Here is a 24,847-nt window from a genome sequence, read left to right on the forward strand (position 1 = left end):
CTCGAAGCCATGAAGAACAGCAGCAGCACCGTCATCCCGATCGCCCAGATCGGCCGCACGCCACCCGCCGTGGCCGTGCCGGACATCGCCGTGCCCGCCACGGGCCTGCTGCAAGACCGCCTGGGCCGCCCGCTCACCGACCTGCGCATCAGCGTGACCGACCGCTGCAACTTCCGCTGCAGCTACTGCATGCCCAAGGACGTGTTCGACAAGGACTACAAGTACCTGCCGCACAGCGCGCTCCTGAGCTTCGAGGAAATGACGCGCCTTGCGCGCCTCTTCGCCGCGCACGGCGTGCGCAAGATCCGGCTCACCGGCGGCGAGCCGCTGCTGCGCAAGAACATCGAGGGGCTGATCGAGCAACTCGCCGACATCCGCACGCCCGACGGCCAGCCGCTGGCCCTCACGCTCACCACCAACGGCTCGCTGCTCGCGCGCAAGGCCGCCGCGCTCAGGGCCGCCGGCCTGCAGCGCGTGACGGTGAGCCTGGACAGCCTGGACGACGCGGTGTTCCGCCACATGAACGACGTCGATTTCCCGGTGGCCGACGTGCTGGCCGGCATCGACGCGGCGCAGGCCGCGGGCCTGGGGCCCATCAAGGTCAACATGGTGGTCAAGCGCGGCACCAACGAGCAGGAGATCCTGCCGATGGCGCGCTACTTCCGCGAGCACCACGGCGGCAACGTGGTGCTGCGCTTCATCGAATACATGGACGTGGGCGCCACCAACGGCTGGCGCATGGACGAGGTGCTGCCCTCGGCCGACGTCATCGCGCGCATCGCCGAAGAGTTTCCGCTGGTGCCGCTCGAAGCCACCACCCCCGGCGAAACCGCCCAGCGCTGGGCCTATGCCGACGGCGGCGGCGAAGTCGGCGTGATCAGCAGCGTGACCCAAGCCTTCTGCCACGATTGCAGCCGCGCGCGCCTGTCCACCGAGGGCAAGCTGTACCTGTGCCTCTTCGCGAGCGCCGGGCACGACCTGCGCCCGCTGCTGCGCGGCGCCGCCAGCGACGACGACATTTCCTCGGCCATCGGCCACATCTGGCAGGGCCGCGCCGACCGCTACTCCGAGCTGCGGGCTCTCCGCGGCCCCGACCACGCCGCCGATCGCGGCGACGCCAACGACAAGGCGCCGCGCCGCGTCGAGATGAGCTACATCGGCGGATGACGCGGGCTGCCGCCATGCCCGCGCACCCCGCCATCGCGCCCGCCGGCATCACCGGCCTGCTGCTGGCCGGCGGACGCGGCACCCGGATGGGCGGCGTCGACAAGGGCCTGCAGAATTTCAACGGCGAACCCCTCGCCCTGCACGCGGTGCGCCGGCTCGGCGCGCAGGTCGGCCAGGTGATGGTCAACGCCAACCGGAATATCGCGGCCTACGAAGCCTTCGGCGTTCCCGTGCTGACCGACAGCCTCGCGGACTACCCGGGGCCTCTCGCAGGTTTTCTCACGGGCCTGGCGCACTGCGCCACGCCCTTCCTGCTCACCGTGCCATGCGACACGCCGCTGTTCCCGCTCGACCTCGCGGCGCGCCTGTCCGAAGCACTGGCCGCTGACGACGCGGAAATCGCCATGGTCAGCGCGCCGGATTCCGAAGGCGACGGCGGGCCCACGCTGCGCCCTCAACCCGTGTTCTGCCTGATGCGCACGAACCTGCACGAAAGCCTCCTGCGCTTCACCGAAGCCGGCGGCCGCAAGGTGCAGGCATGGACCGCGCAGCACCGCACCGTGCTTGTCCCCTTCGATCGGCCCGGCGACGCGCCCGACGCCTTCTTCAACGCCAACACGCTCGCCGAATTGCAGGCGCTCCAAAACCGATGAGCCCGATGAGCAGCCTCGCCGACATCGCCGCCGCCCTCCCGGGCCATGACACCGACGCGCTGAGCGTCGATGCCGTCCAGGCCTTTTTGGCCCGGCTGGTCGCACCCCTGGTCATCACCGAGCGCGAGAACGTGTCGCTGCGCGAAGCGCTCGGCCGCGTGCTGGCCGAAGACATCGTCTCGCCCGTGAGCGTGCCGCCGCATGACAACTCGGCGATGGACGGCTACGCGTTCGACGGCGCGATCCTCCCGACCGACGCGCCCGCCGACCATTCCATCCAGCTGCGCGTGGTGGGCACGGCGCTCGCCGGCGCGGCCTGGCGCGGCGCGCTGGCACCGGGCGATGCGGTGCGCATCATGACCGGCGCGATGATGCCGGCCGGCCTCGATACCGTGATCCCGCAGGAGTTCTGCCAGGTCGAGGGCGACGTCGTGCGCTTTCCCGACCGGGTGCTGCGCCGTGGCGACAACCGCCGCTTCGCGGGCGAAGATCTGATGAAAGGCCAGCCGGCGCTCAAGCGCGGCGAGCGGCTCTTGCCGGCCGCGCTCGGCATGGTCGCGAGCCTCGGGCTGCCGGGCGTGCGGGCGCTTCGGAAGCTGCGCGTGGCGTACTTCTCGACCGGCGACGAAATCCTCTGCATCGGCGAGCCGCCGCGCGAAGGCGCGGTGTACGACAGCAACCGCTACACCGTCTTCGGCCTGCTCACGCGCCTGGGCTGCGAGGTGATCGACCTGGGCCTCGTGCACGACGACCCCGCCACGCTGGCCGCGACGCTGCAGCGCGCCGCGCGCGAAGCCGATGCCATCGTCACCAGCGGCGGCGTGAGCGTCGGCGCGGCCGACCACACGCGCGACGTGATGCAGCAGGTCGGCGAGATGGCCTTCTGGCATGTCGCGATGCGCCCCGGCCGGCCGCTGGCCGTGGGCCTGATTCCACGCGACGGCGGCGAAGCCGCGAGCCCCGCCGTGCTGTTCGGCCTGCCCGGCAATCCGGTGGCCGTGATGGTCACTTTCCTCGCGTTCGTGCGGCCCGCGCTGCTGCGCATGATGGGTTGCCACGACGCCGCTTCGGCGCCGCCTCCGCTGGTGCGCGCACGCAGCGCGGGCCCGATCCGCAAGAAGCCCGGCCGCACCGAATACCAGCGTGGGTTCGTGAAGACCGTGCCGGGGTCATTGCCCGAAGTCTGCGTCGCGGGCAACCAGGGCTCGGGCGTGCTGAGCTCGATGGTCGAGGCCAACGGCCTCGTGGTGCTGCACCACGACCAGGGCCACGTCGCCGCCGGCGAAGAGGTCGATGTGATGCTGTTCGACGGCGCGATCTAGCGGCTCAGGGCATTCAGGGCGCCAGGTACTGCTTGGAGATGCCCGCGCCCACCGTGTACTTCGGGTCCACGAAGTTGCCGAGCCGCACCTTGCCGCACTGGCTCAGCATCATGTAGGCGTCCCAGCGGTCGTAACCGTACTCCGCCTCCATCCAGAGGATGAGTTCCTTGTAGGCGATGCGGGTCGCGTCCTCCAGCGGCCGCGCGCTGCCGATCGCCATGATCATGTCCTCGGTTTCCAGCCGCGGCCATTCGAGCTTCCAGCCTTTGATGAGATCGACGCGGATGGTCGTGAGGCTCGGGTATTCCACCGCCGTGCCGCACACCTCGCCGTCGCCCTGGCAGGCGTGCGCATCGCCGATGAAAAGGCGACCGCCCGCAGTGCGCACCGGCAGGTAGGTGATGCTGCCGGGCCCCATGTCGGGCAGGTCCATGTTGCCGCCGTGCTGGTCGGGCGTGAGGCTGTTGATCGAGTCGATCTCGGGCGAACAGCTCAGCGTGCCGATGTGCGGCCTGTAGGGCAAGGTGACGCGCTTGCTCCAGTAGACGCCCTCTTCGTCCACGTCGATCTTGCGCACCGTCTCGGGCAGCGGCTGGTTCAGCAGCGCGGTGAAGGCCGTGCCGCTCAGCGCGCCGAAGTCCGGGATCATGCAGCAGGTGCCGCGCGGATTGGGCCCGCGCGGCGCCATCGATTCGATGTGCACCGCGATCGTGTCGCCGGGCTCGGCGCCCTCGATCATGATCGGCCCGTTCTGCGGATTCACGAAGGGCATGGTCAGCACCTTCGAGGGCAGGTCCTGCTCGGTCTTGACCTTGCCGTCGAACGCGTCGCGCGTCTCCACCACGATGCGGTCGCCGGGCTTCACCGTCATCACGGGCTCGGTGTAGGGGCCGATGGTGAAGTGGAACTTGCCCTGCTTCGCCTCGGTGAGTTCGTGCGTGTCCACGCTGCGCCCACGGCCCAGGCCGCGCGTGTGCATGATCGATTGGTCGAGCCAGTTCATCCGGTGTTCTCCTTGAGGGGTTTTGTTCAAAGCATCAGGTGCGCGCGCACCGCCTGCGCATTCATCTGGCCGGGCTCGATGCGCCCGACGATGCGGCCCTTCTCCATGACGTAGGCGCGCTCGCCCACGTCCAGGATCGTGTCCAGGTTCTGCTCCACGAAAAGAATGGTGGTGCCCAGGTCGCGTCGTATCGCGCGCAGCACGTCGCAGATGAGCTGCACGATCGAGGGCTGGATGCCCTCGGAGGGCTCGTCCAGCAGCATCAGCGCGGGGTTGCCCACCAGCGCGCGGCCGATGGCCAGCTGCTGCTGCTCGCCGCCGGACATGGTGCCGGCCTGCTGGTTGCGGCGCTCCGCCAGCCGCGGGAAATACTGGTAGACCAGCTCGGGCTGCTTCTTGCCGCGCGGGCCGCCGACCAGTTCGCCCACCATCAGGTTCTCGGCCACCGTCATGCGCGCGAACACCTCGCGGCCCTGCGGCACGTAGCCGATGCCCAGGCGCGCGCGTGCATCGCTGGAGAGCGCCGCGATGTCCTGCCCGTGCAGCCGCACGCTGCCGCCGCGCGTGCGCAAAAGGCCCATCAGGCAGCGCATGGTGGTCGTCTTGCCGACGCCGTTGCGGCCGATGAGGCTCACGATCTCGCCCTTGCGCACCTTCATGTCCACGCCCTGCAGGATGGGCGTCGCGCCGTAGCTGGCCTGCAGCCCCTGCAATTCCAGGATGGTCTCAGTGGTCATTGGAAACCTCCGCGCTGCGCACTTCGGTATTCGCCTTGGGGCGGCCCGGCGGCTCATGTGTCTTGCCCAAATAGATCTCGGCCACGCGCGGGTCCGCGATGATTTCGCCGATCGAGCCTTCGGCGAACACCTTGCCGAAGTGCAGCACCGTCACGCGCTGCGCGATCTGGCGGATGAAGGCCATGTCGTGCTCGACCACCAACACCGTCATGCCCTCGGCGTTGAGCTTCTGGATCAGCTCGCCGGTCTTGAAGGTTTCCTCGGGCGAGAGGCCCGCGGTGGGTTCGTCCATGAGCAGCAGCACCGGCTTGAGCGCGAGCGCCATGCCGATCTCCAGCCACTGCTGCTGGCCGTGGGCCAACTCGCCCGCGGGCTTGGTGGCGTCCTGCGCGAGATCGAGCAGTTCGAGCAGCCGGTCTTCCTCGCGCTTGAGGTCCGCCAGGCGCGTGTGGTGCTGCAGCGCGATGTGGATGTTCTGCCGCACCGGCAGCTCCTTGAACACGCTGGGCGCCTGCATCTTGATGCTCATGCCCTGCTGCACGCGCTGGAACGGGCGCTCGCGCGTCACGTCGCGCCCCTGGAACGCGATGCTTCCTTCCGAGGCCTCGTGCGTGCCGACGATGAGCTTGAACAGCGTGCTCTTGCCCGCGCCGTTGGGCCCGATGAGGCAATGGATCTCGCCCTGGCGCACCGACAGGTCGACCTCCGACACCGCCGCGTGGCCGCCGAAGCGCTTGGAGAGCGCCCGCGTTTCGAGCAAGGCGTTCATGCGCGCGCCTCCTCTTGGTTGGTTGGCACGGTGGGCACGACAGGCGCCGTGGGCTCCTTCGGACGGCGGCGCCCGAAGAGCCGCCGCGCCGCCTGCACCACGCCGATGACGAAGCCCTGCGGCGCGACCATCACCGTGCACAGCAGCATCGCGCCCATCAGGAGCAGTGCCGCCTGCTGGCTGTAGACGGTGATCGTCTGGAAGGCCCAGAGCACCAGGAACGAGCCCACCAGCGTGGCGGTGATGTCGCCCCGGCCCGAGAACGCGACCCACACGATCGGCATCGCCGCGGCCGGCAGCCCGACGCTCGCCGGCGTGATGAACTGGCCCCACGAGGTGTAGAGCACGCCGCTCAGGCCCGCGAGCGTGGAGCCGATCACGAAGGTGGCGAGTTGGTATTTGCGCACGTCGTAGCCCAGGAGCTCGGCGCGCTGCGGGTCCTCGCGCACCGCGACGATCACGTTGCCGAAGCGCGAGTTCAGCATCATCCGAAGGCCCAGGTACACGATGAGGATCAGGCCCACCACCAGGTAGTAGAGCGCGATCCCGTCGAACACCAGCGGGTCGTCGCCGAACCACGGGATGTTCAGCGGCGCCATGTCCTTCATGCCGTTGAAGCCGTTCAGCCGCGCGCTGCCGATGTGCCATTCGGGCCCGGCCGTCTGCCCGAGAAAGAAGGCCAGCACCAGCGTGGCCGACAGCGTGACGATGCCGAAGAACACGCCGCCCACGCGCCCCCAGATCATGAAGTAGCCCAGCACCGCCGCGGCCACGGCCGCCAGGCACAGCGCGATCGCCAGCGCAAGAAAGGTGGTGCCCGCATCGCCGCCCAGGTTGACCGCGGCCACGCCGTAGCCGTAGCCCGCGATGCCGAAGAAGAAGGTCTGCCCGAACGACAGCATGCCGCCGTAGCCCCACACCAGGCACAGGCCCATGGCCATGAAGACCCAGGTGAGGAGGTAGGCCATGTTGCCCACGTCGTAGCCGTCGGCGAAGGCCGGGTACAGCAGCACGGCCGCGAGCACCGCCATGAAGGGAAGCCAGAAGACGCGGGTGGCACCCAGCGTCTGCGGCCCGTTGATGAGTTGGAACATTCGTGTGACTCCGTGCAGGTTCAGCGCGTCTTGCGGGCCAGCCATCCGGACACCCCTTCGGGCAGGATGCGGATCACCACGATCACGGCCAGCAGCATGCCGATCTGCCCCACGATCTGCCCACCCCAGCCATTGAGGCCGGTGCGGATGACCGCGAGCAAGATGCCGGCCGGCGCGGTGCCCAGGAGCACGTTGGCGCCGCCCACCACCACCGTGACGAAGGCCTCGACCAGGAAGGCCGCACCCATCGTGGGTATCAGCGTCATCGTGGGCGCATAGAGCGCGCCGCACAGGCCCGCCAGCGCCGCGCCGATGCCGAAGCTCAGCGCATACACCCGCCCCACGCGCACGCCGGTGGCCTGCGCGATCGATGCGTTCTGCATCGTGGCGCGCGCATGCACGCCGAAGCGCGTGCGCATGAAGATGAAGTAGATGCCGCCCAGCACCGCCACGGCGGCTGCGAACAGCACCATGCGGTAGACCGAGAAGGTGTAGTCGCCCACCACGAAGCTGCCCTCGGGCGTGCCCACGCCGGTGAGCGTGGAGCCGAAGACCAGCAGCATGCCCTGCGTCACGATGAGGCTCAGGCCCCAGGTGGCGAGCAGCGAATCGAGCGGCCGCTTGTAGAGCTTGCGCACCAGGCTCCACTCCACGGCCACGCCGATGAGCCCTGCGGCGAGCGTGCCGCACAGCTGCGCGAGCGGCAGCGGAAAGCCCGCGTGCACCAGGCCCACGGTGACGTAGGCGCCGCACATGATGAATTCGCCGTGCGCCATGTTGATCACGCCCATCATCCCGAACACGATGGCCAGGCCGGCCGCCGAGAGGATGAGGAACGCGAACACGTCGGCGAACTGGTAGAAGAACGAGAAGATTTCGGCGAACACCGCTGCTCCCTGCTGTACCGGTCGATCGGATGGGGCGAGGCGCGATGCGTCAGAGCTTCTTGGGCAGGTCCGACGGCGTGTACTGCTTGCGGTCGTTCTTCTTGGTGAGGTCGCAGCCGATCTTGCCGAGCCAGTACGGCTGGATCGTTCCGTAGTCCTTGAGCACCTTCACGTTGTGCTTCTCGTCCACCGCGATCAGGCGCATCTCGTGCGAGGCGTGCTGGCTCTTGGGGTCGATGCAGACCTTGCCCTCGGCCGCCTCGATGCAGGCCTCGCCCGCGGCGATCACCTTGCGAATGTCGGCCAGCTTGGTCGACTTGGCCTTCTCGACCATCGTCTTGTACATGTAGAGCGCGTTGTAGGCGTTGTAGCCCATGTCGTTGATGTAGGGCTCGTTCGGGAACTTGGCGTGCCAGCGCTTCTTGAACTCGTTGGCCGCGGGCGTGTCGATTTCCTCGAACCAGTTGGCCGTGGCGTGCATGCGGTTGAGCGCGGGCGGCGCGAAGCGCTTGTGCTCGAAGCCCAGCATGACCTTCACCGACGAGCCCATCGGCAGGTTCAGCTTGGCGGCGGCGGCCTGCTCGAAGAACGAGTCCTGCGCGGCGCCCACGTTGAGCATCAGGAGCCAGTCGGGCTTGGCCTTCTGGATGTTCTGGATGGTCTGCGCGAACTGCGAGACGCCCAGCGGAATGAATTCCTCGCCGACCACCGTGCCGCCCACGTCTTTCAGGATCGTGCGGTTCCACTCGGCGGAGATCTGGCCGAAGTTGTAGTCGGCCGCGACCACGTACACCTTCTTGCCGAACTTCTCGACCATGTAAGGAATGAGCGTGGAGAACTGCTGCTCGGGCACCGCGCCCATGCTGATCATGTTCGCATCGCAGACGCCCCCTTCGTACTGGTTGGTATAGAAGTACGGCGTCTGCGTGCGGTCCACGATCGGGCGAATGGCTTCACGCGAGGCCGAGGTGATGCCGCCGATGAGCACGTCCACCTTGTCCTTGCTCAGGAGGCGCCGCGTGAACTCCTGGTAGCGCGCGTTGTCGCCCTGCGGGTCCAGGTGGATGAGCTCGATCTGCCGGCCCAGGATGCCGCCGGCCTTGTTGATTTCTTCCACCGCCAGTTGCGAGCCGTCGAGCTTGGGCTTGCCCAGCACGGCGAGGTCGCCCGAGACGTCTTCCATCAGGCCGACCTTCAGCGGCTCGGCGGCCACAGCAGCGGCCGCAGCGGCGGCCAGCACCATCGTGCAGCCCAGGGAGAAAAGCGCGTGACGTAGTTTCATGGTGATGTGCTTTCAGGAGAGAGAAAAAAAGAGACAGGGAATCGGGAAGCCGCGGCGGCTCAGAGCGCCGGGTGTCGGCGGTGCCAGTCGGTGACCTCCTGGAAGGCGGCGCCCGCGCGCACCAGCAGTGCCTCGTCGAAATGCCGCGCGACGAACTGGAACGCCACCGGCATGCCGGCCGCGGTGAAGCCGCCGGGCAGCGTGATGGTCGGGCTGCCGGTCATGTCGAACGGGCAGGTGTAGCGCAGCATCGCGGCCATGAGGTCGGCGTCGACGCCCATCTGCGCCATGCGCTCCATGGTCGGCGAAGCGATGCCCGTGGCGGGGATCAGGAGCAGGTCGATGTCCTCGAACATCGCGCGCACCTTGCCGCTGAAGTCATGGCGGCGCAGCACGATCTTCTGGTAGTCCACGCCGCGCTGCGCAAGGCCCAGCTCGATGAGGCCGGCGACCGCCGGGCCGTACATGTCCTTCTGCGCGGGATAGGTCTTCTCGTGCACCACGGCGGCCTCGATGCCGCACAGCGGGAACCAGTCCTCGATGGCCTGCGCGGGATCGGGAAAGCGCACCTCGCGCAAATCGCCACCGAGCGTGCGCACCGCGGCGATGGCGGCGTCGAGCACCTCGCGCGTCGGCGCATCGACGCCCTCGGTGGCCCAGCGCATGTCGATGCCGATGCGCAGGCCCGCGAGGCCCTTGCCCAGGTCGGCGAGGTAATCGGGCACCGGCGCGAGGCTGGCGGTCGGGTCGTTCACGTCGGCGCCGGCAATCGCGCCGAGCATGGCGCCGGCATCGGCGGCGCTGCGCGTCATCGGGCCGATGTGGTCCAGCGTCGCGGCCAATTCGAAGGCGCCGTAGCGGCTCACGCGGCCCCAGGTGGGCTTCAGGCCCGTGAGGCCGTTGGCGGCCGAGGGAAAGCGGATCGAGCCGCCGGTGTCGGTGCCCAGCGAGCCGTAGCACAGGCCGGCCGCGGTCGCGACGCCCGAACCGCTGGACGACACGCCCGGCCAGTGCGCCGGGTTCCACGGATTGACCGGCGGCGAGACCGAGGGGTGATGGTCCGCATAGGCGCTTTCGGTGAGCTGCAGCTTGCCCAGGATGACGGCGCCCGCCTCGCGCAGCTTGCGCACCACGGTGCCGTCGGTGGTGGGCACGAAGTCCTTGTAGAGCGTCATGCCGGCGGCGGTCGGCACGCCTTCGGTCCAGCACAGGTCCTTGATGGCGATCGGCACGCCGTGCAGCGGGCCGCGGATCTCGCCCTTGGCGATTTCCGCTTCGGCACGCGCCGCCTCGGCGAGCGCGGAATCGCCGAGCACCCGCACATAGCTCTTGAGCTTTCCATCGAGCGCGCCGATGCGCTCGAGCTGCGCCTTCGTCACCTCCACGGGCGAGAGTTCCCTGGCCTGGATGCGGCGGCCGACTTCCAGAAGTTCGAGGTAGTGCAGATCGTTGTCCGGCATGGCGGGGAGACTCCGTTTCGTTGGGGATCAGGGCGAGGAACAGGCTTGTCTGAAGCTGCGCGTCGAAGGTATTGAAGGTATTGAAGGTACCGAAGGGCCGACGCGAGCGCTTGGCTCGCAGCGCCATCGCGATGTGCTGGAGCGGCCAGCGACGCTTTTTCTTTCAGCGCAGCACGGGCGCGCGCTGGTGGAAGCCCGTGGCCTGCTGGAAGGCATGGCCCACGCGCAGCAGCGTGGCCTCGGCGAAGGGCCGGCCGATGACCTGCATGCCGATGGGCAGGCCGTCGGGGTCGAACCCGCAGGGTACGTTCAGCGACGGCAGCCCCGTGAGGCTCGCGACGCCGGTGAACTGCATGATGGCCGAGAGCATGTCTTCCTCCTGCCCGGGCTCGATCTCCACGCGCGTCTCGCCGATGCGGGTGGCGACGAAGGGCAGCGACGGGCAGACGAACACGTCCACCTTCCTGAACGCCTCGAGGAATTCGGCGCGCAGCAGCGCGCGATAGCGCTGGGCCTGCAGGTACTGGGTGGCCAGCAGCATTTCGCCAGCTTCCAGCAGGGTGCGCACGTCGTCGCCGTAGTCCTGGGGGCGCTCGCGCAGGTTGCGCTGGTGGTAGGTGCTGGGCTCGGCCGATTCGATGGTGAGCTGCGCGGAGATGTTGCCGTGGATGTTGCGGATGTCGATGTCGACCAGCTCCGCGCCCAGGTCCACAAAGGTGGCCAGCGCCTCTTTCACCGCGTCGTGCACCGGCGCCTGCAGGTGCTCGAAGAAGTAGCCCGGCACGATGCCGATGCGCAGGCCGCGGCAGCCGCCGCCCAGGTCCTTCAGATAGTCGTCGCAGGTGCGTTGCGCGCTGCCTGCGTCCTTCGGATCGAAGCCCGCGATGGCGCCGAACATCAGCGCGCAGTCTTCGACGGTGCGCGTCATCGGGCCCACCGTGTCCATGCTCCATGCGAGCGGAATCACGCCGTGGTTGCTCACCCGCCCGTAGGTCGGGCGCAGTCCCACGATGCCGTTGATGGCCGAAGGCAGGCGGATCGAGCCGCCCGTGTCGGTGCCGATCGCGCCGAAGCAGAAGCGCGCGGCCACGGCGACCGCAGAGCCGCCGCTGGAGCCGGCCGGAAAGCGCGCCGGGTCCCAGGGGTTGCGCACCGCGCCGTAGTGCGGATTGGCCGAGGTGCCGCCCCAGGCGAACTCGTGCATGTTGGTCTTGCCGATGAAGATCGCGCCGGCCTGGCGCAGCCGCGTGGTGACGGTGGCGTCGGCCGCGGGCAGCCAGTCGGCCAGGATCTTGCTGCCCGCCGTGGTGCGGCTGCCGCGCACCGCGACGTTGTCTTTCAGCGCGAGCGGAATGCCCTGCAGCGGGCCGAGCTCGTGGCCCGCGCCCGAGAGCAGTTCGGCGGCGCGTGCCACCTGCATCGCCTGCTCCTCGAACACCGTGATGAAGGAGCGGAGCACGCCGTCGTGCGCGCGGATGCGTGCGAGCGATGCCTCCACCAGCTCCACGGGCGAGACCTTGCGTGCGCGCACCAGGCGCGCGGCTTCGGCGAGGCCGAGTTCGAGCAGCGCGCTCATGCGGCGTCCTCGGGCAACTCATGCGCGTGCGCGAAGGCGGTGACCGGCATCAGCGCGCTGTAGGCCGCATCGCTCATCTTGCGGCTCAGTTCGTTGGCCGCGGGAATCCAGGCGGACAGCACGGCCTGGACCGCAGCGCGGCGCTCGGGGCTCAGGTCCAGGGCCGCGCAGCGGGCGAGCGCACCGACATCGACCGCATCTGCGGGCGGGGAAGCATTCATCGTCGTCTCCATTCGTGAAGGAAGCTTGTGGACTTCACGATAGGGAGCAACGCCGCGCGCGGCTTGGCTGCAAAGGCCAGCGCGATGGGCTGGAACCGCCAACCTCTGCGCGTGCGGCGGATGGCCGGCTGTGGTGACGCGGTGCGCGGTGGCGCGCTGGTGCTAGTGCCCGCGCAGCAGCGTCTGCGGCGTCACCCCATAGGCCTTCTTGAAGACCCGGCAAAAATGCGAGAGATCGCTGAAGCCGTACTGGAACGCCGCCTGCGTGACCTGCCGCACGCGGCCTTCGCGCAGCGCGCTGTGGCTGGCCTCCAGGCGCTGCTTCCAGAGCCACTGGATCGGCGTGGTGCCGTGCTCGGCGAACACGCGCGCGAGCGTGCGGGCGGACACGTGCTGCGCGGAGGCGATCTGCTCCACGTCGAGTTCGCAATCGTCCAGGTGCGCGGCGATGTAGTCGCGCGTCTTCTGGAACAGCGCGTGGTGCGAGGACTGCACGGCGTCGGTGCATCCGACCTGGAACTGCAGCACCGCCGAGAGCATGTCCAGCAGCGAACTCGCAAGGCTGGCCTGCATGCCCTCCTGCCCCGAGAGCTCGAGCACCGCGGCCTCGCGGATCATGCTGCCCAGCAGCCTGGCGATGGGGTGGCCGTTGGCCAGGTGCATGGCCGTGAGGTTCTGGGCCTCGGGAAACCTGCAGAGCAGCTGCAGCCGTGGAATGCGCACGAGCAGGTTCGATTCGGGCGAAAGGTCGAAGGTGAAGGGGCGCGCGGCGTCGTAAAGAATGATGTCGCCGTTGCGCTGCACCACCTCGCGGCCCGACTGCGACAGCACGCCGTGGCCGGACACCATGAGGCTCAGCATGAAGTCTTCGTTCGGCCCGCTGCGCAGGTGCTGCGCGTCGCGCTCCCAGTAGTGGCGCGGCGAGGACATCTCGGCCAGCGTGAGGTTGCCGAGCGAACGGACGGAAAAGTGCGCGTTGAAATGCTCGCGGTCAGGCACGCGGCTCGCGGCGGGTATGAAGTGCTTGCGCACCACATCGCTCCAGTAGTCGAAGCGCTGGCTGCGTTCGACCGTGTCCGTTGAGTAGTCGAGGTTCATGCTGCGAACGAATGGACGGTGCCACCGGCGTGGTGGAATACCAAAACCCAAGCAACAATCGTGCCCCTGCGTCGGCCGGCTTCGCTGCGTTGGGGGCACTCTAGCAAGCGCCCGCCCCGGCAGCGTCGGGGCTGACCCTACGTCAGATCCGTCCCAGTGCCTTGTCCACGCCCTTGTTGGCCAGCATGTCGGCGCGCTCGTTGCCCGGATCGCCCGAATGGCCCTTGACCCAGCGCCATTCGATCGTGTGGCCGCCCTCGGCCACCAACTTGTCCAGCCGCTGCCAGAGCTCGACGTTCTTCACCGGCTGCTTGCTGGCGGTCATCCAGCCCTTGGCCTTCCAGCCGCGGATCCATTCGGTGATGCCCATGCGCACGTACTGGCTGTCCAGGTAAAGCAGCACGTTGCAGGGGCGCTTGAGCGCGGCCAGGCCTTCGATGACGGCGGTCAGCTCCATGCGGTTGTTGGTGGTGTTGAGTTCGCCGCCGAACAGTTCCTTTTCGGTGGCGCCCGATTTGAGCCACGCGCCCCAGCCCCCGGGTCCGGGGTTGCCCTTGCATGCACCATCGGTGTAGATCACGACTTCGTTCAAGCTCTCTTTTCCTTGTTTCTCTTCATTCGATTCAATCTGTCCGGTCCGGCCCTTGCCGATGCACCTTGCCCGCGATCGACACGGGCGCCGTGGCGCGTGCCGCGGCCCGGCGCCAGTCCGCGCTCAGGAGACGCATGCCCCGCACCCGCTTCACGGCCACGAGGAAATACGCCGCGCCGAAGATCGGCCACCAGCGCTCGCCGGCCTTGTCCATCCAGCGGCAGCGCTCCAGCCACGCGTCGCTGCGCACCGCGGGCCGGTAGACGCCGAAGCGCCCCGACTCCACCTCGAAGCTCAGGAGCCGCAGCCAGTCGCGCATGCGCCAGTAGCCGATGAACTCCCCGCCCTCGGGCAGGTAGAGATCGCCGATGCCGAGCTTGCGGTACAGGTGCGCGCGCCGCTGGCGCATGCCCCAGAGGCTGGCCGGGTTGAGCCCGCAGATCACCACGCGGCCCTCGGGCACCAGCACCCGCTCGACTTCGCGGAGCGTCGCGTGCGGATCGGGACTGAGTTCCAGCGCATGCGGCATCACCACCAGGTCCAAGCTGTTGGCCGCGAAGGGCAGCGCGGTGAAGTCGGTCAGGAGCGTCGCCTTGGCGGGCCGCATCGGGTCGCTCAGGGCCAGCCAGCGGTGCGGCATGCGGTTGGTGCGCAGTCCCTCGACCTCGGCCGCGCCCAGTTGCAGCGCGTGGTAGCCGAACACGTCGGCCACCGCCTGGTCGAACTGGGCTTGCTCCCACGCGAGGAGGTAGCGTCCCGGGGGGGTCGCGAACCAATCCTGCAAACCTATAATTTGACCGCTCATGACCCTCGTTCCGCTGCCCGCCTTCGCTGACAACTACATCTGGATGCTGCACGACGGGTCCAGCGCCATCATCGTGGATCCGGGCGACGCCCAACCGGTGTTCGATGCGCTGGCGCACCACCAACTGCAGCTGGCCGCGATTCTAGTCACGCACCATCACGCCGATCACACCGGCGGCGTGGCCGCGCTGCACGCCGCCACGGGCGCGCCGGTGCACGGCCCCGCGCGCGAACGCATCCCCGAGCCCTTCACGCCGTATGTGCAGGGCGACGTCGCCCAGGCGCTCGGCCTCGGCTTTGAAGTGATCGACGTGCCGGGCCACACGGCCGGCCACATCGCCTACTTTCTTCCCGCCGCCGAAGGCCGCGCACCGCTGCTTTTTTGCGGCGACACACTGTTTTCTGGCGGCTGCGGCCGGCTCTTCGAAGGCACGCCCACGCAGATGCTGGCCTCGCTCGATGCGCTCGCCGCGCTGCCGGGCGACACGCGCGTCTGCTGCGCGCATGAATACACACTTGCTAACCTGCGATTCGCCCGTGCGGTGGAACCGGGCAATGCCGATCTGACTCAGTACAACGCGCGTTGCGAAAGCCTGCGTGCGCAGGGGCAGCCCACGCTGCCCGCGCAGTTGGCGACCGAACGCCTGATCAACCCCTTTCTTCGCAGCCGCGAAGCCACTGTCCTTCGAGCGGTGCGCGCGCACGCCGAGCTTTCCGCCGACGCGGCCGAAGCCGATGTGTTCGCCGCACTGCGCCAATGGAAAAACGACTTCCGATGAAATTTCTCGCTGCCACCTGCCTAGCAGGTTCCCTGGTGCTCGCCGGCTGCGCGGCACCCACCGACAACAGCTCCTCCACCACTTCCCCCAAAGCCGGCACCACCGCCGGCGGCACCGGCGCCAAGGTCGCCGGCAGCGCGGCCCCCGTCTATCCGCGCGACGCCCTCTCGCCCCTGTCCAGCAGCGAGGCCCACTCGCAGAGCGTGGTCACGCTGGCACCGCCGACCGACATGTGGGACCGCATCCGCCGCGGCTTCAAGATGCCCAACCTGGAGAGCGACCTGGTGCGCGACCGCGAGCAGTGGTATGCCAGCCGCCCCGACTACATCCAGCGCATGACCGAGCGCTCGAACAAGTACATGTTCCACATCGTCGAGGAACTCGAGCGCCGCAACATGCCGACCGAGCTCGCGCTGCTGCCGTACATCGAGAGCGCGTTCAACCCGCAGGCCGTCTCCAGCGCGCGCGCGGCGGGCATGTGGCAATTCATGCCCGCCACCGGCACCGACTTCGACCTGAAGCAGAACATCTTCCGCGACGACCGCCGCGACGTGGTGGCCTCCACCCGCGCCGCGCTCGACTACCTGCAAAAACTCTACGGCATGTTCGGCGACTGGCAGCTCGCGCTGGCAGCCTACAACTGGGGCGAAGGAAGCGTGAGCCGCGCCATCGCCAAGAACCAGCGCGCGGGACTGCCCACCACCTACAGCGACCTGAACATGCCGGCCGAGACGCGGCTGTACGTGCCCAAGCTGCAGGCGGTGAAGAACATCGTGGCCAATCCGCAGGCCTTCAACGCCGAGTTGCCGCTGATCGCCAACCACCCGTACTTCCAGACCGTCACGCTCACGCGCGACCTGGACGTGGAGCTGGCGGCCAAGCTGGCCGACGTGCGCCTGGACGACTTCCGCGCGCTCAACCCCGCCGCGCACAAGCCGGTGCTGATCGCCGCGGGCACGCCGCAGATCCTCTTGCCCTGGGACAACGCGGCCGTGTTCCAGCGCAACTTCGACGCCTACGCGCAAGGCCAGTACGCCAGCTGGACCGCCTGGGTCGTGCCCAACACCATGACGGTGGCCGACGCCGCCCAGCGCTCGGGCATGAGCGAGAGCGACCTGCGCGCGATGAACAACGTGCCGCCGCGCATGCTCATCAAGGCCGGCTCGACGCTCATCGTGCCGCGCGGCGCCCGCGTGAAGGAAGACGTCGCAGCCGTGGTGGCCGATGGCGGGCACCTGAGCTTCCAGCCCGAGATCGTCAATCGCCGCACCACCGTGAAGGCCGGGCGCAACGACAGCGTGACGAGCATCGCGCGCCGCTACAACCTCAAGCCCACCAACGTGGCCGAGTGGAACGACGTGAAGCCCAACCACGCGTTCAAGCGCGGCTACAGCGTGGTGGTGTACCTGCCGGTTCGCGCGGCGCCCGCGGCCCGTGTCGGCGCCGGCGTGGCGGTGGCGCGCGGCCATGCCGCGGTGGCCTCCTCCAAGCGCGGCGCCGCTCCGGCCCAGGCCAACACGGCCCGCGGCAAGAACGTCGTGAAGGTGCCGGCGGGCAAGCAGGTCGTGCGCGAGAAGCGCGGCGGCACGCCCTCGAAAAAGAAGCGCTGAAGAAGCGCTGAAGAAGCGCTGAGGAAGCGCTGGACAAGGCGACAGAAGCGCTGACGCGGCGGTGCCCGCTCAGTGCGCCTGGGCGACCACCGCCCGGCGGCGCACCACGGCTTCCAGCGCGGCCACGCCGATCATCACCACCGTGGTCAGCGTGCCCACCACCAGCACCGTCAGGTGCGAGGCGAACGCGCCCAGCACCGCGAGCCCGATGAGCCCGAAGAGGTGCGACTGCGGCAAGAAGCCCCGCACCACCCGCTTGAACAGCGCATTGCCGAAGAGATAGATGGCCGGCCCGCCCAGGAGCGGCCCGAGGTACTTGAGCTCGGCATGGTGCGAACCCTCCCCGATCACGAGCTCGTCGGCGACCGCGCACACGATGATGCCGGCCACCAGGATCACGTGCGTGTAGTGGTAGCTGGCGCCCATGCGGCCCGTGTCCTTCGCGTGCTCGATCGCGTGCGTGGCCTCCCTGGCGCTGGTGTCGAAGTACATCCACCACATGGCCAGGCTGCCCGCGAAGCCCACGAGCAACGCGTACACGTCGACCGGATGCCACTCGGCGTGGTGGCCGAACGCGATGCCGCTCGCCAGGATGGATTCGCCCAGCGCCACGATCACGAAGAGCTGGCAGCGCTCGGCGAGGTGGCCGCCGTCGATGGTCCATTCGGCGGTCGACGAACGCCCCAGCCCCGGAAAGACCAGCCCGACCATCGGCGCAACGTATTCGCACAGCACGCCGACGAACCAGAACGCAAGGCGCCACGGCCCTTCGGAGAGTCCGCCCGCGATCCAGAACACGGCCGCCACGCAGTTCCATGCCAGGAGGCGCCGGAAGTTGGGCGCGAGGTCGCTCTTCGGGCCGACCGCGATCAGCATGCACAGGGTGCGCCCGACCTGGATGCCCGCAAAGCAGCAGGCGAACACCAGCCCCCGCTCGGCGAACGCGCCCGGCAGCGCCGACGCCATCACCATGGCCAGCAGCATCACCCCGAACAGCATGCCCCGGATGCGCAGCGACCCGGGGTTGAACCAGTTGGTGGCCCAGGCGGTGTATTGCCAGCCGAGCCAGACGGCGAACCACATCACCAGCGTCTGCAGCGCGCCCAGGAGGCTCAGGTGGTCCAGCAAATAGTACGACAGCTGCGTGACCGAGAACGCATAGACCAGGTCGAAGAACAGCTCTTCGTTCGAGACCCTGGCGGCCTCGTTGCGCGATCGCAAAGTCGTTGGCAGTCCGTTTTTCTTGCGCAACATGACTCTCTCTCCCTTTCAGTTTTCAAATTTCGAGCCGCTAGAGTTTTTCGGTTTCTCCGCTGCGTGGCTGCCACTTCATGAGGCGCTTCTCGATCAGGCCGACCAGCCCGTCGAGCGCCAGCGCAAAGGCCGTTAGCACGACGATACCGGCAAAGACGGTGTTGACATCGAACGTGCCTTCGGCCTGCAGGATGAGGTAGCCCACGCCGCGCGCCGAGCCCAGGTACTCCCCCACCACCGCGCCGACGAAAGCCAGCCCCACCGAGGTGTGCAGGCTGGAGAACACCCAGCTCGTCGCGCTCGGCAGGTACACGGTGCGCAGCAGCTGCCGCTGGTTGGCCCCCAGCATCTTCGCGTTGGCCAGCACCACCGGGCTCACTTCGCGCACGCCCTGGTAGACGTTGAAGAACACGATGAAGAACACCAGCGTGACCGCCAGCGCCACCTTGCTCCAGATGCCCAGGCCAAACCACAGCGCGAAGATCGGCGCGAGGATCACGCGCGGCATCGAGTTGGCGGCCTTGATGTACGGATCCAGGATCAGGCTCGCCGTGGGCGCGAGCGCCAGCCAGAGCCCGCATGCCAGCCCCATCACGGTGCCGATGCCGAAGGCCAGCACCGTCTCCAGCAGCGTGGTGCCCAGGTGCAGGTAGATGTCGGCGTTGCCCTTGAGGCCCTCGGGAAACAGCAGGTTCGGCGGCACCGCGAACGGCAGGAACCAGCTCCAGATGCGGCCCGCCACCTGGATCGGCTCGCCGACGAAGAAGGCGAACTGCTGGTTGCGCGATGCCAGGTGCCAGCCCACCAGGATCAGCACCAGCAGTACCAGCTGCCAGAAGCGCGCGTTGCGTTCGTTCAGGCGCGGGATCATGCGGCCTTCCTCAGCTGCTGCGCGTAGCCCTTGAGCACCTCGTCGCGCAGCACCTCCCAGATCTGCGTGTGCAGCTCGACGAAGCGCGGCTGCGTGCGCACCTCGGCCACGTCGCGCGGGCGCGCGAGATCGATGGCGAATTCGCCGATCGGGTGCGTCGCCGGGCCGGCCGACAGCACCACCACGCGGTCGCTCATCGCAATGGCTTCATCGAGGTCGTGCGTGATAAAGAGCACCGCCTTTTTCTTGGCGCTCCAGATGTCGAGCACCTCGTTTTCCATCAGCTGGCGCGTCTGGATGTCGAGCGCGCTGAAGGGCTCGTCCATGAGGATGATGTCGGGGTCGAGCACCAGCGTCTGCGCGAGCGCCACGCGCTTGCGCATGCCGCCCGAGAGCTGGTGCGGATAGCGGTCGCCGAAGCCCGAGAGCCCCACGCGCGAGAGCCAGGCCTCGGCCTGCTCGCGCGCATCGGCATCGGAGACGCCGCGGTACTGCAGCCCCACCATGACGTTGGCGACGGCGCTGCGCCACGGCATCAGCGCCTCGGTCTGGAACATGTAGCCCGCGCGCGCGTTGACGCCCGAAAGCGTCTCGCCGAACACCTTGACCGTGCCCGACGACGGCTCGAGAAGCCCCGCGCCCACGTTCAGCAGCGTCGACTTGCCGCAGCCCGTGGGCCCGACCACCGAGACGAACTCCCCGGCCTTGATGCGCAGCGTGGTGTCGGCGACCGCGGTGTAGCGCTGGCCCGGATCGTCCTTCGAGTGGAAGGTGCAGCTGATGGAGAGAAGTTCGAGTGCGTGGTCGGACATGTCGGCAGGATTAAAAAACCCGGCCAAGGCCGGGTCGCGGGGACGTTCGGAGTCAGGCTTTGAACCTGTCCTTCGCGCGCCTAGCAAAATCGTTGGTGTAGGTCTTGGTGAGGTCGATCTTGTCGGCCTTCACGCTGGTGTCGAAGCTCGCGATGGCCGCAAGCGCCGTCTTGGGGCCGTCGACCGGCACGAGGCCGTCGGTGGCAATGGATTCGCGCACCTTGTCGAAAGACGCGAGGTACAGCGCGCGATCGCCGAGCAGGTAGGTCTCGGGCACCGTCTTGATGATGTCGCCCGGCCCCGCGGTCTGCAGCCACTTCAGGCCGTGCACGATGGCATTGGCCAGCGCCTGGCAGGTGTTGGGGTTCTTCTGGATGAACTCGCTGGACGCATAGAGGCAGGCCGCCGGCATGGTGCCGCCGAACACCTGCTGCGTGCCCTTGAGCGTGCGCGTGTCGCTGATGATCTTCACGTCGCCCTTCTGCTCGAGCATGGTCATCACCGGGTCGGTGTTGCTGATGGCGTCGATCTGGCCCGAGCGCAGCGCGGTGAGCGCGCCGGCCGCGACGCCCACGCCGATGTAGCTCACGTCGCTCGCCTTCAGCCCGCCGCGCGAGAGCACGAGGTTGGCCACCATGTTGGTCGACGAGCCCGGTGCCGAGACGCCGATCTTCTTGCCCTTCAAGTCCTGGATGCCGGTGTAGCCGGCCATGTTCTTGGTCGACACGCCCACCGCGATCTGCGGTGCGCGGCCCTGCAGCACGAAGGCCTGGAAGAACTGGTTCTTGGCCTGCAGGTTGATGGTGTGTTCGTAGGCGCCCGAGCAGACATCGGCCGAGCCGCCCACCACGGCCTGCAGCGCGCGCGCGCCGCCGGCGAAATCGGAAATCTCCACCTCGAGCCCTTCGGCCTTGAAGTAGCCCAGCTGTTCGGAGATCGTGAGGGGCAGGTAGTAGAACGCGGCCTTGCCGCCGACCGCGATGGAGATCTTCGTTTTCTCCAGCTTGGCTTGCGCAAAAACCCGCGGCAGCGCAATCGCGGCGGCGGCGACTGCGGAGGCGGAAATGAGGGTTCTGCGATGGAGCATGAAGCGGTCCTGCGGGCTCTTTGATTCTTGTGAAGTGAATCGAGCTTAGGGGTGCGCGCCCGTTGCCTGCATCGGGGTCATCCCGTGCGGGTTTCCACGTAAGCATGAAGGCCTCCACGGGCCCTGTGCCGAATGGCCTTTGGCGGCCTATTTCGCGAGGAAAAGAATCGCGATGTTCACGAGGAACGCGAGCGCCCAGACCGCGCTGCGCACGCCGCCCAGGCCCTTGATGTAGATCGCCAGGTAGATCGCGCGCAGCACGACATAGGCCACCGCCAGCATGTCCAGCCGCGCCTGATTGGCGCCCAGCTGGTGCGCGATGATCACCGCGCCGATGAAGAACGGCAGCCCTTCGAAGGTGTTGGCCTGCGCGCTGTTGGCGCGCGCGCGCCAGCCGTTCTGCCGGGCGGCCCATTCGCGCGGATGCACGTTGTCGCGCGGGCCGAAGGCGCCGGCCTTGGCGGTCCACGCGGCCAGGTACGGCAGGCCGCAGGCGACGAACACGCACCAGTAGGCGATGGTGAGGAGGGAAAGGGTCATGGCAGGTTCAGTCGCGCTATCGCTGTTGCTTGCGCTATCGGCGATCGACCAGCGCGTGCGCGATGGTGCCCAGGTCCACGTACTCGAGCTCGCTGCCGGCCGGAACGCCGCGCGCGAGGCGCGTCACGGTGAGGCCGCGCTGCTTGAGCGCTTCGCCGATCACATGCGCGGTGGCTTCGCCCTCGGCGGTGAAGTTGGTGGCGAGGATGACTTCGCTCACCGTGCCGTCGAGCGCGCGGTCGAACAGCTTCTGCAGGCCGATGTCTTTCGGCCCGATGCCGTCGAGCGGACTGAGCTTGCCCATCAGCACGAAGTAATAGCCGCGGAACGCACCGGTGCGCTCCAGCGCGGCCTGGTCGGCAGGCGTCTCGACCACGCAGAGCTTGGTTCCGTCGCGGCGCGAGTCCATGCACACGCTGCAGATCGGTGCTTCCGTGAAGGTGTTGCACAGCTCGCAGTGCCGCACATTGCCCGCCGCCTGCTGCAATGCACGCGACAGCAGCTGCGCGCCGTCGCGGTCGTGCTGCAGCAGGTGAAACGCCATGCGCGAGGCCGACTTCACGCCGACGCCGGGCAGGCGGCGCAGCGCATCGACCAGGGCGTCGAGCGAACTGGCGTCGGCCATGTCAGCGCTTCCCTTCGCGCGAACACCGTGGAACCGGCTTTGCCGGGCCACAGGTGTTGCCCCCTGCAAGGGGGTTGGCGGCCACGCGCAGTGGGCAAGCCTGGGGGTGAGCCATTAAAACGGGAGCTTCATGCCCGGGGGAAGGCCCGGCATGCCCGCGGTGAGCTTGCCCATCTTCTGCTCGCTGGTTTCCTCGGCCTTGCGCACCGCGGCGTTGAAGGCGGCGGCCACGAGGTCTTCGAGCATGTCCTTGTCGTCGGCCAGGAGGCTCGGGTCGATGGTGATGCGCTTGACGTCGTGCTTGCAGGTCATGACGACCTTCACGAGGCCGGCGCCCGATTCGCCTTCCACCTCGATGTGCGCCAGTTCTTCCTGGGCCTTCTTGAGGTTGTCCTGCATTGCCTGCGCCTGCTTCATGAGGCCGGCCAGTTGTCCTTTGTTGAACATCGTTGGTCCTGTGTGTGTGGTGAAGAAAATGGGTGAAGGATAAGAGACGTGGCTGCCCGGCTCAGACTGGCCGCAGCGTTCCGGGGACGATCTTCGCATCGAAGTCGCGCATCAGCATCTGCACCTCGGGGTCGCTGTGGATGGCCTCCTCGGCCACGCGCTGGCGCGCCTCGGCCGCATGCCGGTTGCGGCGCGCGGGGCTGTCGACCACGCCGCCGATCTCGATGGCGAGCTTGATGTCGTGGCCGAGCGCGTTGAGCGCGGCCGTGAGCTTCTCGCGGCTGGACGGTTGGTTGAGCGTTTCGCGCTCGATGCGCAGGATCCACTGGTCGGTGTCGCGCCCCACGAGCTGCGACTGCAGCGCGAGTTCGCGCGAGAGCGCCGTGATGCTTTCGGCCGCGACCAGCTGGGTGACCGTGGCGTACCAGAAGTCGCCGTCTTCGCTGGGCGGGATCGGTGCGGCCGGGCCGCGCTGCTCTTCGGTGCGCGGCGCATCGCGCTGGCCGGGAGGCGGCTGCACGCGGATCGGCATGCCGACAACCTTGGCGGGCGCGTCCGTGGGAGAAGGCCTGTGGTCCGAGGGACGCATGGACTCGTCGACCACCGCCAGACGATGACCCGCGGGCGCCGATGCCGGCGCATTCGATGCGGCGGCGGGTGCTGGAACGGGCGGCGTGGGAGCGGTCGAAGGCGGTGCTTCGGCCGCGGGCCTGGCCACCGGCGCCAGGGCCGGCGCAGCAGGCACAGGACGAGCGACGGGAGCGGGCGCCCTTTTCGCCGCGCCCTGGGCGTCATTCAGAGTTTTTTTTTCCGGGGTGGCCGTCGAAGCGGCCGCATTGGAAGGCTTGAAGGCCAGCAGCCGCAGCAGCACCATGGTGAGCGCGGCGTACTCGTCGGGTGCCAGGCCCAGCTCGCCGCGGCCGTGCAGGCACAGGCTGTAGAGCAGTTGCGTTTCGTCGGCCGGCATCAGCGATGCGAGGCGCGCGGTGTCGGCGGCGTCGGGGTCGGTGGCCGAATCGGCGGACTCCGCCCGCGAAGGCACCGCCTGCAGCACGGCCATGGCCTGCAGCACCGATGTCATCTCCTCGAGCGTGGAAGCAGCCGACATGCCATCGCGGCGCAAGGCCTCGGAGGTGTCGACCACCGTCTTGCCGTCGCCCTCTGCGAGCGCCTCGATCAGCTTGAAGACATGGCCGCGGTCCACGCTGCCGAGCATCTGGCGCACGCCGGTCTCGACCAGTTCGCCGTTGCCGAAGGCGATGGCCTGGTCGGTGAGCGAGAGCGCATCGCGCATCGAGCCGCGCGCCGCGCGCGCCAGGAGGCGCAGCGCCTGCGGCTCGGCCGGCACCTCTTCGGTCTGCAGCACGCCCGTGAGGTGTTCGAGGATCGTCTCAGGGGCCATCGGCCGCAGGTTGAACTGCAGGCAGCGCGAGAGCACCGTGACAGGCACCTTCTGCGGATCGGTGGTCGCGAGCACGAACTTGAGGTATTCGGGCGGCTCCTCGAGCGTCTTCAACATCGCGTTGAACGCGGTGTTGGTGAGCATGTGAACCTCGTCGATCATGAAGACCTTGAAGCGCCCCTGCACCGGCTTGTAGACGGCCTGCTCGAGCAGCGACTGCACTTCGTCCACGCCGCGGTTGGAGGCCGCGTCGAGCTCGGTGTAGTCGACGAAGCGGCCCGAATCGATGTCGCGGCAGGCCTGGCACACGCCGCACGGCGTGGCGGTGATGCCGCCCTGCCCGTCCGGTCCCTGGCAGTTGAGCGACTTGGCCAGGATGCGCGAGACCGTGGTCTTGCCCACGCCGCGCGTGCCGGTGAAAAGATAGGCGTGATGCAGGCGCTGCGTGGTCAGTGCGTTCTCGAGCGCCTGCACCACATGCCCCTGACCGACCATCTCACCGAAGGTTTTCGGACGGAACTTGCGAGCGAGCACGAGATAAGACATTGCGGGCATTCTAAAAGGCGCGGAGAGGCGCTTCACGCTTGTTTCCCCGCCGCCCCCGAAATCATTCACGCCCCCGCGAAGGGGGCAAATTCACCCGGTTAGAATGCAGGTTGACGGGCCTCCCTGCATGGTGAAGTGGCCAACCGGGTCAGGTGGGGAACCAAGCAGCCCTAACTGCGTAGTCAGTGCCAGGGGTAAGGCTCGTCAAC

At 68.2% G+C, this 24,847-nt stretch carries 25 protein-coding genes and 1 other RNA gene; 6 read left to right on the plus strand and 20 right to left on the minus strand.

Going from position 1 to position 24,847, the window contains the following annotated elements:
- Positions 1 to 9: 9 nt before the first annotated feature.
- Genes moaA through moeA form a run of 3 tightly spaced genes read left to right on the plus strand, consistent with a single transcriptional unit; the run spans position 10 to position 3,142 of the window.
- A complete protein-coding gene (gene moaA / locus JC881_RS03525) occupies positions 10 to 1,167 on the plus strand; it encodes a GTP 3',8-cyclase MoaA (protein WP_198784301.1) in 1,158 nt (385 codons plus the stop codon).
- Positions 1,164 to 1,820, plus strand: coding sequence for a molybdenum cofactor guanylyltransferase MobA (gene mobA, locus JC881_RS03530; protein ID WP_198784302.1), 657 nt, complete (start codon positions 1,164 to 1,166; stop codon positions 1,818 to 1,820). The genes moaA and mobA overlap by 4 nt, the downstream gene beginning before the upstream one ends.
- Positions 1,821 to 1,825: 5 nt before the next feature.
- Positions 1,826 to 3,142 (plus strand): molybdopterin molybdotransferase MoeA, encoded by a 1,317-nt coding sequence (gene moeA, locus JC881_RS03535; protein ID WP_198784303.1) that lies wholly within the window; start codon positions 1,826 to 1,828, stop codon positions 3,140 to 3,142.
- Positions 3,143 to 3,155: 13 nt separating this feature from the next.
- Here the strand turns inward: moeA and JC881_RS03540 are convergent, their stop codons facing one another.
- The 12 genes from JC881_RS03540 to JC881_RS03595 form a co-directional block, all read right to left on the minus strand.
- Positions 3,156 to 4,145, minus strand: coding sequence for an acetamidase/formamidase family protein (locus JC881_RS03540; protein WP_198784304.1), 990 nt, complete (start codon positions 4,143 to 4,145; stop codon positions 3,156 to 3,158).
- A gap of 26 nt (positions 4,146 to 4,171) precedes the next feature.
- Positions 4,172 to 4,882: an ABC transporter ATP-binding protein gene (locus JC881_RS03545; RefSeq protein ID WP_198784305.1), complete on the minus strand. Its 711-nt coding sequence runs from the start codon at positions 4,880 to 4,882 to the stop codon at positions 4,172 to 4,174.
- The gene (locus JC881_RS03550; protein ID WP_198784306.1) at positions 4,872 to 5,651 is read right to left on the minus strand and encodes an ABC transporter ATP-binding protein; all 780 of its coding nucleotides are present in this window, start codon (positions 5,649 to 5,651) and stop codon (positions 4,872 to 4,874) included. Before JC881_RS03550 ends, JC881_RS03545 begins: the two co-directional genes overlap by 11 nt.
- Entirely contained in the window at positions 5,648 to 6,745 is a 1,098-nt protein-coding gene (locus JC881_RS03555; protein WP_198784307.1) for a branched-chain amino acid ABC transporter permease, read from the minus strand. Before JC881_RS03555 ends, JC881_RS03550 begins: the two co-directional genes overlap by 4 nt.
- 20 nt (positions 6,746 to 6,765) lie before the next feature.
- Positions 6,766 to 7,632, minus strand: a complete 867-nt coding sequence (locus tag JC881_RS03560; protein WP_093432021.1) for an ABC transporter permease subunit — start codon at positions 7,630 to 7,632, stop codon at positions 6,766 to 6,768.
- Positions 7,633 to 7,681: 49 nt separating this feature from the next.
- Complete coding sequence (locus tag JC881_RS03565) at positions 7,682 to 8,914, minus strand: urea ABC transporter substrate-binding protein (protein ID WP_198784308.1); 1,233 nt, start codon at positions 8,912 to 8,914, stop codon at positions 7,682 to 7,684.
- A 59-nt stretch (positions 8,915 to 8,973) separates the two neighbouring features.
- The gene (locus JC881_RS03570; RefSeq protein WP_198784309.1) at positions 8,974 to 10,374 is read right to left on the minus strand and encodes an amidase; all 1,401 of its coding nucleotides are present in this window, start codon (positions 10,372 to 10,374) and stop codon (positions 8,974 to 8,976) included.
- 163 nt (positions 10,375 to 10,537) lie between these two features.
- Positions 10,538 to 11,950 carry an amidase gene (locus JC881_RS03575; protein WP_198784310.1) on the minus strand — a complete coding sequence of 471 codons (1,413 nt, stop codon included), beginning with the start codon at positions 11,948 to 11,950 and terminating at the stop codon, positions 10,538 to 10,540.
- Positions 11,947 to 12,171 carry a hypothetical protein gene (locus JC881_RS03580; protein WP_198784311.1) on the minus strand — a complete coding sequence of 75 codons (225 nt, stop codon included), beginning with the start codon at positions 12,169 to 12,171 and terminating at the stop codon, positions 11,947 to 11,949. Before JC881_RS03580 ends, JC881_RS03575 begins: the two co-directional genes overlap by 4 nt.
- A gap of 162 nt (positions 12,172 to 12,333) precedes the next feature.
- On the minus strand, positions 12,334 to 13,269 hold the full coding sequence (locus tag JC881_RS03585; RefSeq protein ID WP_198784312.1) for a helix-turn-helix domain-containing protein: 936 nt from the start codon (positions 13,267 to 13,269) through the stop codon (positions 12,334 to 12,336).
- A gap of 142 nt (positions 13,270 to 13,411) precedes the next feature.
- On the minus strand, positions 13,412 to 13,861 hold the full coding sequence (gene rnhA / locus JC881_RS03590; RefSeq protein ID WP_198784313.1) for a ribonuclease HI: 450 nt from the start codon (positions 13,859 to 13,861) through the stop codon (positions 13,412 to 13,414).
- 31 nt (positions 13,862 to 13,892) lie between these two features.
- A complete protein-coding gene (locus tag JC881_RS03595) occupies positions 13,893 to 14,645 on the minus strand; it encodes a class I SAM-dependent methyltransferase (RefSeq protein ID WP_198784883.1) in 753 nt (250 codons plus the stop codon).
- 19 nt (positions 14,646 to 14,664) lie between these two features.
- On the opposite strand from JC881_RS03595, the gene gloB reads away from it, so the two are divergent.
- Both gloB and JC881_RS03605 read left to right on the plus strand, forming a co-directional pair.
- A complete protein-coding gene (gene gloB, locus JC881_RS03600) occupies positions 14,665 to 15,444 on the plus strand; it encodes a hydroxyacylglutathione hydrolase (protein WP_198784314.1) in 780 nt (259 codons plus the stop codon).
- Positions 15,441 to 17,054, plus strand: coding sequence for a transglycosylase SLT domain-containing protein (locus JC881_RS03605; protein ID WP_198784315.1), 1,614 nt, complete (start codon positions 15,441 to 15,443; stop codon positions 17,052 to 17,054). The genes gloB and JC881_RS03605 overlap by 4 nt, the downstream gene beginning before the upstream one ends.
- Positions 17,055 to 17,123: 69 nt before the next feature.
- On the opposite strand, the gene JC881_RS03610 is transcribed toward JC881_RS03605, so the two are convergent.
- The 8 genes from JC881_RS03610 to dnaX form a co-directional block, all read right to left on the minus strand.
- Positions 17,124 to 18,308 (minus strand): low temperature requirement protein A, encoded by a 1,185-nt coding sequence (locus tag JC881_RS03610; protein ID WP_198784316.1) that lies wholly within the window; start codon positions 18,306 to 18,308, stop codon positions 17,124 to 17,126.
- Positions 18,309 to 18,345: 37 nt separating this feature from the next.
- The gene (locus JC881_RS03615; protein ID WP_198784317.1) at positions 18,346 to 19,179 is read right to left on the minus strand and encodes an ABC transporter permease; all 834 of its coding nucleotides are present in this window, start codon (positions 19,177 to 19,179) and stop codon (positions 18,346 to 18,348) included.
- Positions 19,176 to 19,991, minus strand: a complete 816-nt coding sequence (locus tag JC881_RS03620) for an ABC transporter ATP-binding protein (RefSeq protein ID WP_198784318.1) — start codon at positions 19,989 to 19,991, stop codon at positions 19,176 to 19,178. Before JC881_RS03620 ends, JC881_RS03615 begins: the two co-directional genes overlap by 4 nt.
- Positions 19,992 to 20,043: 52 nt before the next feature.
- Positions 20,044 to 21,078, minus strand: a complete 1,035-nt coding sequence (locus tag JC881_RS03625; protein WP_198784319.1) for an ABC transporter substrate-binding protein — start codon at positions 21,076 to 21,078, stop codon at positions 20,044 to 20,046.
- 147 nt (positions 21,079 to 21,225) lie between these two features.
- Complete coding sequence (locus JC881_RS03630) at positions 21,226 to 21,618, minus strand: MAPEG family protein (RefSeq protein ID WP_198784320.1); 393 nt, start codon at positions 21,616 to 21,618, stop codon at positions 21,226 to 21,228.
- Between the two features lie 34 nt (positions 21,619 to 21,652).
- Positions 21,653 to 22,243 (minus strand): recombination mediator RecR, encoded by a 591-nt coding sequence (recR, locus tag JC881_RS03635; RefSeq protein ID WP_013540938.1) that lies wholly within the window; start codon positions 22,241 to 22,243, stop codon positions 21,653 to 21,655.
- A gap of 114 nt (positions 22,244 to 22,357) precedes the next feature.
- A complete protein-coding gene (locus tag JC881_RS03640) occupies positions 22,358 to 22,690 on the minus strand; it encodes a YbaB/EbfC family nucleoid-associated protein (protein WP_007836669.1) in 333 nt (110 codons plus the stop codon).
- A gap of 61 nt (positions 22,691 to 22,751) precedes the next feature.
- Positions 22,752 to 24,638 carry a DNA polymerase III subunit gamma/tau gene (gene dnaX, locus JC881_RS03645; RefSeq protein ID WP_198784321.1) on the minus strand — a complete coding sequence of 629 codons (1,887 nt, stop codon included), beginning with the start codon at positions 24,636 to 24,638 and terminating at the stop codon, positions 22,752 to 22,754.
- A gap of 112 nt (positions 24,639 to 24,750) precedes the next feature.
- On the opposite strand from dnaX, the gene ffs reads away from it, so the two are divergent.
- Positions 24,751 to 24,847, plus strand: an RNA gene (gene ffs, locus JC881_RS03650) — signal recognition particle sRNA small type.

This window comes from Variovorax sp. IB41 (assembly GCF_016405905.1).
GTDB lineage: Bacteria > Pseudomonadota > Gammaproteobacteria > Burkholderiales > Burkholderiaceae_C > Variovorax.